The following is a 12,204-nucleotide window of genomic DNA, read 5'->3' on the forward strand; positions in this document are numbered from 1 at the left end:
GTATATCATATGACTAGACTAAGCATAGATATACCAAACGAATTACATCATTTTCTTAAAGTTCATACTGCACATAAAAATGATACTATTATGAATTTTGTAAGAGAAGCGATATACCGTAAAATAGAACAGGAAAAAGAATTAAATACAGAATCAATAAAAATATTAGAAGAATCAGCAAAAGGTTTAAATATTAATAAATATTCTTCATATAAAGAAATGTATAAAAAACTTAATTTAATATGATTCTGCAAACTTCTACTAAACATTTTGAGAAAGAATTACTACTTATGTATAAACGTGGTAAAGACATTAAAAAGCTAATTAAAGTTACAGATTTATTAGTAGAAAATATTAAAGCCGGTATCGCACATCATTTATTACTCCCTACCAAATATTGCTACATAAAATTATTAATATGGAAAATATTTGGGATTGTCATATAGAGCCTGATTGGCTGTTACTTTATTATTTGGATGATGAAGTTTTAAGATTAGAACGTACCGGTACACATAGTGACTTATTCAAATAATAATCTATGAAAATACTAGCATTTGACACAGCCAATAATACTGCATCGGTAGCAATATCCGAAAATGAGAATATCCTTGCATATATAGAAGAATTACGCCCTTCTATGCAAGCAGAAAATCTAATGCCGATGATAGAAGACGTGATGAAAGCAGCTAAATGTTCATATGATGATTTAGATTATTTAGCGGTAACTAACGGACCAGGTAGCTTTACCGGCATTAGAATAGGACTTGCTAGTGCTAAAGGTATATTATTTGCCAAGGAAAATATTAAAGCATTAGCGGTTAGCAATTTTGAATATGCCTACTTTAGAGCCATAACTCAAGTTAAAGATTATGATAAAATATATGTCTTTTTAAACGCTTATCGCTCACAGCTTTATATGCAAGTTTTTCATAAATCAGGAAAAATAGAAGAGCCGTTATTGATAGATTTCGAGTATGCTATAAAACTGCTTACAAATGAGAAAGGGAATATAGTTTGTTGCGGTAGCGGGCTTGAATTTATATATCACCAAATTATACATTTACCGAGTATAATAACCTTGCCACGTTTTGCACGAGTTAAAGCCTGGGTTATTTGTAGATATATTGTTAATAAATTGTCGAGCAATATAAAGTTAAACAGCTCTATCGAACCGCTATACATACGCCCTCCTAATGCTAAAATAGCAATCAATTATGTCATTCCTAGTTAAAAGTAGGAATCCATTTACTGGATTCCTGTGATCAACGAAATGACATAAGAGCTTTATTATACGTATACTACATCATCCTTCATAATTAAATACTCAAAATAATTATAAGATAATTCACCTGATAACTTCATAGTAAAATCACTATTAGAGTGTTCTACTTGATTGTCTGATACTTCTATTTCATCTTCACAATCAGAGAATCCGGAATCACTATCAGATACTTCACCTGATTCTTGCTTTGCACACTTCTTGTCATGTATTAAGGTTATTATTTGCCCAACTAATGATTTCGATAAATCATGATTATCCGAGTCAATAATATCAATGATTCTTACTAGACTTTCATCTGAGGCGTCATTAATTATCTTTGCTAATTTATTATTTGGAATACTACTAACGATTCTTACTAAATTTTTATTTGGAATAATATCAAAATTTTCTGCAAGTTTTTCTTCTCCTGCTAAAATAATTATATTTTCAAGCCATTCATCAGAAATATTCTCATTTGATAATTTTTTTAGTTCCTGCTCTGTAAGTTCCTCTAAAGAAAGATTATTAGGGTTTTCATTAAATAATTTATCCAACTTATCTCGTGTAATTAAATCTATTACTTTTTCAAGATGCCAAGGCATAATATAATTAACTAATTTTTGTGCTTGCTCATCAGAAATATTATTAATTAATTTTGCCAATTTTTTATATGTCATCTTTTCAAAAACTTCATCTAATTCATTTTCAGGCGTGTTTAAAATTTCTTCTACTAACTCATTATCAGAAAGAGTTTCAAGTTGATCTAAGAGATTAAATGTTTCTTCAGCGTTATTATTTAAATAAGAAAAAACTTTATTACTCACAAAATTAAAAGTTTCAGCAACTTTAGAAGAAAGAATACTAGATGTATTTTTTATAATATTAAAACTCTTTACTCCAAAATCATAAACTGTTTTTAATGATGAACTAAATGTACTGAAAAAATTATCAGAAAGAGTTTCAAGTTGATCTAAGAGATTAAATGTTTCTTCAGCGTTATTATTTAAATAAGAAAAAACTTTATTACTCACAAAATTAAAAGTTTCAGCAACTTTAGAAGAAAGAATACTAGATGTATTTTTTATAATATTAAAACTCTTTACTCCAAAATCATAAACTGTTTTTAATGATGAACTAAATGTACTGAAAAAACCTTTACTTTCAGGTGTGTTAGTTATGCTTGCAGGTGTACTATTAAAAATTGATGTTATTGCCATAATTCTTCCTCATTTTTTATTATAATAATCAGCGTTGCATTATAATAGAAATTATGAGGAGGTCAAGATAAAGGCTAATAATTATTAACTTTTTATTATATTTTACTTAAAATTGATTAATTTATCAAAGAGGAATATTCTACTAAATGTCATTCCCGCGAAAGCAGGGCGTTGTTGCGTGGTTCTAACTTTTCGTCATTGCGAGGAAATTACGAAGTAATCTCAGGAGCTTGTTATTATTTCATGAGATTGCCACGCAGTCTACGACTGCTCGCAATGACGATTTAGTAGTATCCATGCAACAACGCCGGAGTACTTGTGATAATGTAGCCAATTTTTGAAGTTCAACGAGTATATTATAATTGTCTTTGTTCTTGAATTAGCTCAAAAACTTCAACTGCGTCTCCTTCTCTAATATCTTCGTAATTTTCAAATGCTATACCACACTCATATCCTTCTCTAACCTCTTTAACTTCATCTTTAAAGCGTTTTAAAGTTTTGAGTTTTCCTTCATGAATGACTACATTATCACGTAATAAGCGTACGCCCGCTCCTTTCTTAATAATCCCTTTAGTTACATAGCTACCGGCGATTTTACCGACTTTGGTAATATTGAATATTTGTCTAATTTCTACGCTTCCGATATACTGCTCTCTAACGATTGGATCAAGCATACCGCTCATAATGGCTTTTACGTCATCAATTAAATTATATATTATACTATAATATCTAATATCGACTTTTTCTTTTTCTGCAGCAGTTAAAGCATTTGCCCCTGCTCTAACGTTAAAGCCGACAATAATAGCCGAAGAAGCATGGGCAAGAGATACATCGGATTCCGTTATCGGACCTACGCCGCTATGAAGTATACGAAGCTTTATTTCATCACTCGGTAATTTTAATAAGCTACCCGAAATAGCTTCAACCGACCCTTGAACATCACCTTTAATAATTAAAGGTAACTCCTTAATTTTACTATTACCGGAAGCTTTTAAAAATAAATCTTCTAAACTTGAACGCGGTGCAATAGATATTTTCTTTTCTTTAGCAAGACGCATTCTATATTCAGCTATATCTTTTGCTTGTTTCTCATTTTGTACTACGTTAAATTTATCGCCGGCAAAAGGTATTTCGTTTAAACCCTGAATTTCTACAGGAACAGACGGAGTTGCTTCCGCTATTTCTAGTCCCTTATCATTGGTCATCTTTTTAACTTTGCCGTAAGAAGAACCGGCTATTATAATATCACCGTTTCTTAAAGTACCTCGCTGAACTAATATAGTGGTTAGCGTTCCTCTTCCTTTTTCAATTTTTGACTCGATTACAACACCAGCAGCTGAACCGAAAGGGCTTGCCTTTAAATCCTGCATTTCTGCAATTAATAAAATTGCTTCTTCAAGTTTATCTAAGTTAATTTTCTTTAGTGCCGAGATAGGAATAACCATAACGTCACCACCTACCTCTTCGCCGATAATTTCGTGGACACATAATTCGTTCTTTACACGCTCAATATCAATATCAAGCTTATCAATCTTATTAATAGCTACAATTATAGGAACGCCCGCTGCTTTCGCATGATTAATTGCCTCAACCGTTTGCGTTTTGATTCCATCATCTGCTGCGACCACTATAATAACTATATCCGTTACTTTAGCACCTCTTGACCGCATTTCCGAAAAAGCTTCATGCCCCGGAGTATCAATAAAAGTAATCGCTCTACCATCTGCAAGAGTTACTCTATAAGCCCCGATATGTTGGGTAATGCCGCCTAGCTCACCTGCAGCAATATCCGTAGATTTAAGAGCGTCAAGCAATGAGGTTTTACCATGATCGACATGCCCCATTACCGTCACAACCGGAGCACGTGTTCTTAAATCTTCAACCTTATCATCACTAATTAAAACATTTTCAACATCTGATTCTTGGACTCTTTTTACCGTATGCCCTAAATTTGTTGCAACTAGTTCTGCCGTATCGGCATCTATTGTTTGGCTAGCATTTGCAAGAATACCGAGTTTCATTAATTCTTTAATTACATCAGCCACTCTTTCAGACATAGCATTTGCAAGATCACCGACTCCGATAACTTCCGGTATCATCACTTCTCTATATACTTTCTCAGGTGCTTGTGATACTAATTTACGCTTTTCTTTTTCTCTAGCTCTTTTTATAGAAGCAAGACTTCTAGTTCTACCGCTGCCGCTTTCGTTGTCTCTAAGCATATTGAAAAGATCGGCTTTTTTGAATTTTTTTGGCTCTTCTAGCTTAATTTTTGGTGCGACTACTTTACTATCTGCTGTTTTATCTAATTCTTTCTCTGATTCTATACCGTAACGTGTTCGCATTCCTACTAAAGGAGACTTTACAAAAGTTTCTTCTTTCTTTTTAGGTATTTGTGACGGTGTATCTTCATCATCTTGAACGATTTTAGCACTAACTTCTACTTTATTTTCTTCGGTATTTTGCTGTTTTTGTTCAACTTCTTTATCAGTTTCTAGCGGTTCTATTTTTGAGTTAGCAGACTGGTTAATACTTGCAAGTTTACTTAAAGTGCTTATTTGTGAAGGGTCATTTAATTTAGATTGCTCAGCAGCTTTTTTAAGAATAGATAAACGTCTGTTAAATTCTTCCTTATTAGCATCAATAACAGTTTGATCTAAGCTATTTCTTTCTTTATTTAATGAAAGGGTAGTACTACCGGTAGAGCTTTTTCTAACTTCTACTAGCGCTTTAGATTTAGCATTAACAAAGCTTTGAGCTCCTGTAAGAGAGTCAAAAGGCTTATTAAGCGATAATTTTGAATTGCCAAGTGTCAACTTTTTGGGTTTGATTTCCTGGTTATCCGTCATATTTAAAACCTTTGTGTTTCTGTTTTTTTCATCTACTACTTATATTATGTCATTCCCGTAGAAATGTTGTTACGTGGATCAGTTTTTTTTCATCATTGTGAGCAGCCGTAGGCTGCGTGGCTCTAAAAATGCGTTCGGTGTCATACCGTGGCTTGTCCACGGTATCCAAAGAAATAACTAAAAATACTAATAATTTTAGTATTTTTAGCTAGATCCCGCGAACAAGTCGCGGGATGACAGCGATGGAATTGATCCATGCAACAATGCCAGCTCACAATGACGGATAAACCCGAGCCATGCAACAATATTGCTTTTAGCTAGGAAATACACCCAACCCACTAACTATCCTTTAATTCACCGTGCTGTCTAGCAGTTTTAATCAGCAATTTAATATTTTCGTCCGTTATATTAGAATTTGGAGCTAAATTTTTAAATTCATTTACGCTCATCTCTCCTAAATCTTCTATGGTCTTTATACCATATTCGGCAAATTTTAATATTAATTCAAGCGGTAATTCTAATATATCTATTAATTCTTGCTCAACTCCTAGATCCTCTAGCTTTTTGATAATCTTTTCATTCTTAAGGTCGACGTAATTAATAGCTCGATTTTTGATCTCTACGGCAAGTTCTTCCTCAAAGCCTTCGATTCTTGTTAAAGTACTAATCTCACTACTAGCAATTTGTTCTACTGAATTAAATCCCGTTACCGATAAAAGCTGACCTATAACTTCTTCAACATCTAAAGCTTCCATAAATAATTCCGTAGAAGTTAAGAATTCTTCATTTCTTCTTTTTGATTCTTGCTCTTCGGTCATTATATCGATATTCCAACCTGTAAGCTTAGAAGCTAAACGAACATTCTGCCCTCCTCTACCTATTGCAATACTTTGATTTTCTTGCGAAACTACTACTTCTACCTTATGCCTATCCTCATCAATCAAAATTTTTGTGATTTCCCCAGGTGCAAGCGGTGCAAGAGCATTAACTATAAACTGTGCAAGATCATTACTCCATAATACTATATCAATTTTCTCTCCGTTTAATTCATTTGTTACGGCTTTTACTCTATTACCTCTAATACCTACGCATGAGCCTACAGGATCTATACTACTATCCGAAACAAATACCGCTATTTTTGCTTTTGAACCGGGATCACGTGCTACTGATTTTATTTGAATAATATCTTCAAGAATTTCAGGTACTTCTAACTTAAATAGCTTAACCAGCATCTGGTTATCTACTCTAGACAAGAAAATCTGCGGTCCTTTTGTTTCTTGCCTTACATCCTGTACATATGCTTTTATACGATCATTAGGTTTAAAATTCTCACCCTTAATTAATTGATCTTTTTTTATTATTGCTTCAGCACGACTCAAGTCAACTATTATATCACCGTATTCTATTCTCTTAACTATCCCGTTTATAATTTCGCCTTTTCTATCTTTAAAGTCATGATATTGTTTTTCACGTTCAGCTTCTATAACACGTTGAGTTATAACTTGTTTTGCAGCTTGAGCCGATACTCTAGCATGATCAATCGGCGGTAAACATTCATATATTTCATCACCAATTTTAGCTTCCGGATTCTTTATTAAAGCTTCTTCAAGTGAGATTTGCGTTAAGTAATCTTCTACATTTTCTACTATTTTTAAGATCCTTAAAAGATTTATCTCACCGGTTTTCCTATTTATCTGAGCTTTAATATTATATTCATTACCGTATTTTTTTCGTCCTGCTACTTGTACCGCTTGTTCAACCGTTGAAATCAAAATTTCTTTTGATATTCCTTTCTCACGGGCTACAGAATCTATAATTTGTAAAATTTCTACATTACCTATATTAGACATACATTATTCTTATTGCTTTAGGTTCTTGCGTACAATTTCTAAAAAGATTTAATTTTGGTTATTTTTTAAAAATACCTCAAAATAGCCAATCAATTAGAAACTTTCACAGAACCTAGTAATTTTTTAAATACTTCTTCAGTTAAAACTAGATTAGCATTTTTAATTAAATCATAATCAATTAGTACTTCTTGTTCTTCACATCTTAAATATATTTTATTATTTTCGGCTTTAATTATTTTACCCTGATAACGAGTTTTGCCGTTCAATAATTCCTTAATTTTGATTTTAACTTCTCTTCCTAAAAATCTATTATAATTTTCAAACTTTACTAACGGACGTTCAAGACCGCTTGATGCTACCTCTAAAGAATATGCATCTTCTATTAAATCTTCAACATCTAGAATAGCGGAGATAGTCCTACTTGCTTTAGTACAATCTTCCACAGATATTTTTTCGCCGTTTAAGCTATCAATCAATATCTCGACTACTTTAGGGTTAACACCTCTAAACTTAACAAGAACTAACTCAAACCCCATATCCGTCAAGGATTCTTCTATTACGTTTGTTATTTGTTGTTCAATAGTTTGCATATTTGATATTTATAACAAAAAAGGTGGGATAAACCCACCTATCTATAATTTTTATAATGCTTATCCGTAACGAAAATACACTAATTAGAATATATAAGCAATATTTAACTTTATATTTTTGTAAAACTACATATTCATAAATGGGCAAATACTCGATAATCCCTCTTGTCCGCTTAGAGATGGATCATAGTCTCCTCCTGATGAACAAAATTCTTCTACATGAATCTGAGTATACATAACCCCCATTTTCTCTTCTAATATATGCTGCACATGATCATTAAAAGAATGAGGACCGCAAATTTCATAGGTTTCACCTTTTAAAATGCCTAATAAAAATTCTTCAGCTATTCTACCGGTATGATCAATGTATATTATCGTTCTCATTAACATTATCATAACTACCTTGAGTATAAAATTTATCATAGTGAATTTCAGTATCGCATATTGCTGCAATATCAGTTAATTTTTTTTATAGCTGCATCTAATTGAAATGTGTCACTGTTTTTATTTTTAGTAGAGTGAATAATGTGAATAACGGCGGGAAGCTTAACATTTTCTTCATTTGTTATACTATTAATTCTAGAAATAGAATGGCTTTCTCCTGACCCGCCGCTGATAAGAACGAGATCTTTATTGTTTTCTATATCCGATTCAATATACGAAGGGTGTACTTTTACTAGCTGATTTTCAGAATCAAATAGATAGTTTGTTATAGTTCTATTAGGATTTTTCTTTATTAGGCATTCATAATAATAACCTTCTTCATCATGACCGGTTTTTATAACTGTAAATTCACTGTATTTTTCTCCTACTTTAACAGTAATGACCTGCCCATGTTTGTGCGGTATTACTTCTTGTTCATTTTGTCTATAAAATTTTATTTTTGCCGTATTTCTATCAGCACTTTCTATTTCGATTTTTATTTTATGACTTTCAAAACTCTCTATATTATATTTTTCTTTTAATTCATCATATTGCTTCTTTTCAGCACTTACAAAATGCTTTCCTACTATATTTAATATTTCCGTTACCAGCGTGTTACCCTCATCTACATTTGATATAAGCTCTTCAGCAACAGGTTGATACAACTCTGAAGGAAAATATTACGCCCTACATGTATACCAACAATTTTTGATACTGCCTTTTTAAATTTATGATCATTCTCTAATGCTGGTTGGATCACTTCTAAAAGATCTACTTCATCTGTTTCGCTATATGAACTTAAAACCTTTAGAATACTACTGCCGGTAAGATTTAAAAAATTTTTCATTGCATTTGGCTGTATTCCTTTCTCAGGTTTTTCAGTATTAAAACTATTACTATTAAAAAATTCATTTACCACTGCTTCATATTTAGTTGCTAAATTTCCATAAAAATTTAAAGATTTAGTAATATCAAAATTCTTAAATAGCTCAGCAGCTTTTCTTATTTCTCTCACTATAGTTGTTCTAGACATGATTACTCCTTTTTTAATAGTATAACTTTTACTATAATATGTATTTAAAATACATATTATAGTAACTAGACTTATATAGACGTTTTTTTGTATATTCAAGGTAAAAATAAATAAAATTTTTATGCAGTTAACAAGTTTTACCGACTACGGATTACGTAGCCTTATATATCTTGCTTCAAAACCGGAAAGAATTTGTAGTGTAAAAGAGATATCAGAGTACTATAATATTTCCCTTAATCATTTGGTAAAAGTGATTCATAGATTAGCACAATTAGGATATATTAATAGTAGTAAAGGAAAAGGAGGGGGAATTAAGCTAGCATTTAGCCCTTCTTCTATGAAGTTGGGAGATATAATAGAAAAATTAGAACCTAATATGGATATAGTAGAATGTTTCAATAAAAATACTAATAGCTGCAGAATTACAAATTCATGCCAATTTAAACATTTTATTAAAGAAGCAAGTGAAGCATTTATAAAAACATTGAATAATTATACATTAGAAGATGCAATGATTACTAAAACAATTCAAATTAAGGATAAGCTATAGAAAAATAACCGTTTTTCTTTTTCCGCATATTAAAAACTCCTTATTCCCCTTAGCACCTAGTATAGGACTTTCTATTATACCAAATATTTTAAAATTATGCTCTTTCTCAAGCCAATCTTTGATTTTATCACATACTTTTTGATGTAAGAGAGAATTTTTAATAATTCCTCCCTGCTCTACTTCATGCTTTTCGACCTCAAACTGCGGTTTTATTAAAGCAATAAGCATGCAATCTTCTTTAACTAAATTTAGTGCAGTCGGTAATATAGTAGTTAAACTAATAAAGCTGGCATCACAGACAATTAAATCAGGAGGGGTAGTTATTTGCTTATCGGTTAAATATCGTGCGTTAGTCTTCTCAAGCACTTTAATTTGTGGATTGTCGCGTAATTTAGGATGAAGTTCGCCATAACCGACATCTACGGCAAAAATTAATTTTGCTTTACGCTCAAGTAATACTTCTGTAAAACCGCCGGTGCTACTACCTATATCAATACAAACTAAATTTTCAGGATCAATTTTAAAATAATCCAAAGCGGCAATTAATTTTAATGCCCCTCTTGAAACATAATTATGCTTCGGTAACTTTACCTTAATGTCGGTGTCATTTATATTAACCTGTATCCCAGACTTAATTAACTGCTCATGCTTATTATGTACTTTACCTTGGATAATCAAGCTTCGTGCTATGGTAATATCTGTTACAAAACCTTTTTGCAGCAAATATTCATCAAGCCTTATTTTAGTCATTACTTTTTAAATTTGAATTTAACTTATGTTATAAGGGTTCATGAGATAGAAAATATACAATTTGTCTAATTGAAAGTTGCAATTTCAATTAGACGTAATATATTTGAGCTATACAATAATGCTGCAACTGAAGGGAGCATGGTAATCTAGAAAAATATTCAAATCCTAACCAATATATGTCTTTTCTTACCGGCAGAGAGCTTTATAACATTTTTATCGAATAAGAAATTAGTATTAATTATCATATTCTCATCTGCAACTAATTCATCATTTATTTTAGCTCCCTTCCCTCTTATAAGCTTGCGTGCTTCCGATTTAGAAGTAGCAAGCCCTGCTTCATGAAATAATTCATATGCACTAATACCTGCTTGTAATACTTCCTGCTCTAAAACAACGGTAGGTAAATTCTCATCGATTTGTCCTTCTTCAAATATCTTTACTGCAGTTTCTAGAGCTGATTTTGCCGCTTGTTCCGAATGACAAAGCTTAGTTAGCTCATAAGCAAGCTGTTTTTTAGCTGCATTAATATCTTCAGCCGCTAAACTCTCAAATTTATTAAGCTTTTCAGAAGTTAGCTCACTATATAATTTAGCAAATCTAATTACGTCGGCATCTTCACAGTTACGCCAATATTGGTAATAATCATACGGGCTTAACAAATCTTCATTAAGCCATACCGCCCCTGCTGCAGTTTTACCCATTTTAGCACCTGAGCTAGTCGTAAGTAGCGGCGTCGTCATACCGAATACTTCTTTACCGCTTATTTTACGAATTAAATCCGCTCCCATTACGATATTGCCCCATTGATCGCTACCGCCAAGCTGCAAACTGCAATTATAATGCTTGCTTAAATAGTAAAAATCATAGGCTTGCAGCAACATATAGTTAAATTCTAAGAAGCTTAAATGCTGCTCACGCTCAAGCCTTAGCCTTACTGAATCCATAGTCAGCATGCGGTTTACCGAGAAATAGCTACCAAAATCCCGTAGGAAATCTAGATAATTGAGCGAATCTAACCACTCTGCGTTATCCAGCATAATAGCATCACTTTTACCGTCACCGAATTTGATAAACTTTGAAAGTGACTTTTTAATACCTTCGGCATTTCTTTTTATATCATCTTTAGTCAAAACTTTACGTGCTTCATCTTTACCTGAAGGATCACCGATTTTACTCGTACCGCCGCCGATAATTACAATAGGCTTATGTCCATACTGCTGAAGCAATCGCAGAATCATTATCTGCATTAAACTACCGATGTGGGGTGATGTAGCAGTACAGTCAAAGCCTATATACGCAGCTATTTTTGTTTCTTTCGTTATAGCAGTTAACCGATCCAAATCGGTACATTGATGGAAATATCCTTTGTTTATAAATTCTTCTATAAAACTCATATATTATTTCTTATTTTTTTAAAAATTCCTTTTTTGCTTTTCTGCTAGGAAATAAAGTGTTAAGGAAAATAGCATCTTTATCACCTTTTATATAAAGTACTGAATATACTTGCTCAATCATTCTAACATATAAAATTTTTTGACCTTTATATTTCTCTTGATTATGATGTAATTTAATATCTAATAAATTACCGTCAGCAATCGACTGTATTATTTCTTCAAAGCCTATATTACGCTCATGCAATAACTTAGCGTTCTTTTCATGATTATATCTAAATTTGATCATT

Annotated in this window: 15 protein-coding genes and 1 pseudogene; 6 read left to right on the forward strand and 10 right to left on the reverse strand. The window is 32.1% G+C overall.

Annotated features, from left to right (window positions below; genetic code table 11):
* Positions 1–9 precede the first annotated feature (9 nt).
* The 4 genes from MB29_RS01360 to tsaB are packed head-to-tail and all read left to right on the forward strand — an operon-like array spanning position 10 to position 1,231.
* Complete coding sequence (locus MB29_RS01360) at positions 10–246, forward strand: hypothetical protein (RefSeq protein ID WP_032138756.1); 237 nt, start codon at positions 10–12, stop codon at positions 244–246.
* A complete protein-coding gene (locus MB29_RS01365; RefSeq protein ID WP_032138757.1) occupies positions 243–446 on the forward strand; it encodes a type II toxin-antitoxin system RelE/ParE family toxin in 204 nt (67 codons plus the stop codon). The genes MB29_RS01360 and MB29_RS01365 overlap by 4 nt, the downstream gene beginning before the upstream one ends.
* Entirely contained in the window at positions 419–532 is a 114-nt protein-coding gene (locus tag MB29_RS09610) for a type II toxin-antitoxin system mRNA interferase toxin, RelE/StbE family (RefSeq protein WP_084686706.1), read from the forward strand. Before MB29_RS01365 ends, MB29_RS09610 begins: the two co-directional genes overlap by 28 nt.
* 6 nt (positions 533–538) lie before the next feature.
* A complete protein-coding gene (gene tsaB, locus MB29_RS01370; RefSeq protein WP_032138758.1) occupies positions 539–1,231 on the forward strand; it encodes a tRNA (adenosine(37)-N6)-threonylcarbamoyltransferase complex dimerization subunit type 1 TsaB in 693 nt (230 codons plus the stop codon).
* 56 nt (positions 1,232–1,287) lie between these two features.
* On the opposite strand, the gene MB29_RS09615 is transcribed toward tsaB, so the two are convergent.
* A complete protein-coding gene (locus MB29_RS09615; RefSeq protein ID WP_032138759.1) occupies positions 1,288–2,478 on the reverse strand; it encodes a hypothetical protein in 1,191 nt (396 codons plus the stop codon).
* Positions 2,479–2,834: 356 nt separating this feature from the next.
* Positions 2,835–5,327, reverse strand: coding sequence for a translation initiation factor IF-2 (gene infB / locus MB29_RS01380; protein WP_032138760.1), 2,493 nt, complete (start codon positions 5,325–5,327; stop codon positions 2,835–2,837).
* A gap of 112 nt (positions 5,328–5,439) precedes the next feature.
* On the opposite strand from infB, the pseudogene MB29_RS11195 reads away from it, so the two are divergent.
* Positions 5,440–5,536: pseudogene (locus tag MB29_RS11195) on the forward strand (permease); the annotation flags it as partial.
* A 129-nt stretch (positions 5,537–5,665) separates the two neighbouring features.
* Here the strand turns inward: MB29_RS11195 and nusA are convergent.
* From nusA to MB29_RS12350, 5 genes are all read right to left on the reverse strand, one after another.
* Positions 5,666–7,177: a transcription termination factor NusA gene (nusA, locus tag MB29_RS01385; protein ID WP_032138761.1), complete on the reverse strand. Its 1,512-nt coding sequence runs from the start codon at positions 7,175–7,177 to the stop codon at positions 5,666–5,668.
* Between the two features lie 89 nt (positions 7,178–7,266).
* Positions 7,267–7,767 carry a ribosome maturation factor RimP gene (gene rimP / locus MB29_RS01390; protein ID WP_032138762.1) on the reverse strand — a complete coding sequence of 167 codons (501 nt, stop codon included), beginning with the start codon at positions 7,765–7,767 and terminating at the stop codon, positions 7,267–7,269.
* 126 nt (positions 7,768–7,893) lie between these two features.
* A complete protein-coding gene (locus tag MB29_RS07995; RefSeq protein WP_215426151.1) occupies positions 7,894–8,163 on the reverse strand; it encodes a ferredoxin reductase domain-containing protein in 270 nt (89 codons plus the stop codon).
* 59 nt (positions 8,164–8,222) lie between these two features.
* The gene (locus tag MB29_RS12345; protein ID WP_233418835.1) at positions 8,223–8,855 is read right to left on the reverse strand and encodes a ferredoxin reductase domain-containing protein; all 633 of its coding nucleotides are present in this window, start codon (positions 8,853–8,855) and stop codon (positions 8,223–8,225) included.
* Positions 8,816–9,223 carry a hypothetical protein gene (locus MB29_RS12350; protein ID WP_233418836.1) on the reverse strand — a complete coding sequence of 136 codons (408 nt, stop codon included), beginning with the start codon at positions 9,221–9,223 and terminating at the stop codon, positions 8,816–8,818. The genes MB29_RS12345 and MB29_RS12350 overlap by 40 nt, the downstream gene beginning before the upstream one ends.
* 121 nt (positions 9,224–9,344) lie before the next feature.
* Here MB29_RS12350 and MB29_RS01410 point away from each other — a divergent pair, with 121 nt between their 5' ends.
* Positions 9,345–9,773, forward strand: a complete 429-nt coding sequence (locus MB29_RS01410) for an Rrf2 family transcriptional regulator (RefSeq protein ID WP_008579452.1) — start codon at positions 9,345–9,347, stop codon at positions 9,771–9,773.
* On the opposite strand, the gene MB29_RS01415 is transcribed toward MB29_RS01410, so the two are convergent.
* From MB29_RS01415 to MB29_RS01425, 3 genes are all read right to left on the reverse strand, one after another.
* Positions 9,768–10,523: a TlyA family RNA methyltransferase gene (locus tag MB29_RS01415; protein ID WP_032138763.1), complete on the reverse strand. Its 756-nt coding sequence runs from the start codon at positions 10,521–10,523 to the stop codon at positions 9,768–9,770. The two genes, MB29_RS01410 and MB29_RS01415, sit on opposite strands and share 6 nt — an antisense overlap.
* A gap of 158 nt (positions 10,524–10,681) precedes the next feature.
* Positions 10,682–11,917 (reverse strand): tyrosine--tRNA ligase, encoded by a 1,236-nt coding sequence (gene tyrS, locus MB29_RS01420; protein WP_032138764.1) that lies wholly within the window; start codon positions 11,915–11,917, stop codon positions 10,682–10,684.
* A 10-nt stretch (positions 11,918–11,927) separates the two neighbouring features.
* Positions 11,928–12,203 carry a hypothetical protein gene (locus MB29_RS01425; RefSeq protein WP_032138765.1) on the reverse strand — a complete coding sequence of 92 codons (276 nt, stop codon included), beginning with the start codon at positions 12,201–12,203 and terminating at the stop codon, positions 11,928–11,930.
* Position 12,204 lies beyond the last annotated feature (1 nt).

Origin of the sequence: Rickettsia tamurae, from assembly GCF_000751075.1 — a bacterium.
Lineage (GTDB): Bacteria > Pseudomonadota > Alphaproteobacteria > Rickettsiales > Rickettsiaceae > Rickettsia > Rickettsia tamurae.

Excerpts from the sequence above, each read along its gene's own strand:
- MB29_RS01360 (WP_032138756.1), top strand. The coding sequence starts at position 10 with ATGACTAGACTAAGCATAGATATACCAAACGAATTACATCATTTTCTT.
- MB29_RS01365 (WP_032138757.1), top strand. The coding sequence starts at position 243 with ATGATTCTGCAAACTTCTACTAAACATTTTGAGAAAGAATTACTACTT.
- MB29_RS09610 (WP_084686706.1), top strand. The coding sequence starts at position 419 with ATGGAAAATATTTGGGATTGTCATATAGAGCCTGATTGGCTGTTACTT.
- tsaB (WP_032138758.1), top strand. The coding sequence starts at position 539 with ATGAAAATACTAGCATTTGACACAGCCAATAATACTGCATCGGTAGCA.
- MB29_RS09615 (WP_032138759.1), bottom strand. The coding sequence starts at position 2,478 with ATGGCAATAACATCAATTTTTAATAGTACACCTGCAAGCATAACTAAC.
- infB (WP_032138760.1), bottom strand. The coding sequence starts at position 5,327 with ATGACGGATAACCAGGAAATCAAACCCAAAAAGTTGACACTTGGCAAT.
- nusA (WP_032138761.1), bottom strand. The coding sequence starts at position 7,177 with ATGTCTAATATAGGTAATGTAGAAATTTTACAAATTATAGATTCTGTA.
- rimP (WP_032138762.1), bottom strand. The coding sequence starts at position 7,767 with ATGCAAACTATTGAACAACAAATAACAAACGTAATAGAAGAATCCTTG.
- MB29_RS07995 (WP_215426151.1), bottom strand. The coding sequence starts at position 8,163 with ATGATAATGTTAATGAGAACGATAATATACATTGATCATACCGGTAGA.
- MB29_RS12350 (WP_233418836.1), bottom strand. The coding sequence starts at position 9,223 with ATGTCTAGAACAACTATAGTGAGAGAAATAAGAAAAGCTGCTGAGCTA.
- MB29_RS01410 (WP_008579452.1), top strand. The coding sequence starts at position 9,345 with ATGCAGTTAACAAGTTTTACCGACTACGGATTACGTAGCCTTATATAT.
- MB29_RS01415 (WP_032138763.1), bottom strand. The coding sequence starts at position 10,523 with ATGACTAAAATAAGGCTTGATGAATATTTGCTGCAAAAAGGTTTTGTA.
- tyrS (WP_032138764.1), bottom strand. The coding sequence starts at position 11,917 with ATGAGTTTTATAGAAGAATTTATAAACAAAGGATATTTCCATCAATGT.
- MB29_RS01425 (WP_032138765.1), bottom strand. The coding sequence starts at position 12,203 with ATGATCAAATTTAGATATAATCATGAAAAGAACGCTAAGTTATTGCAT.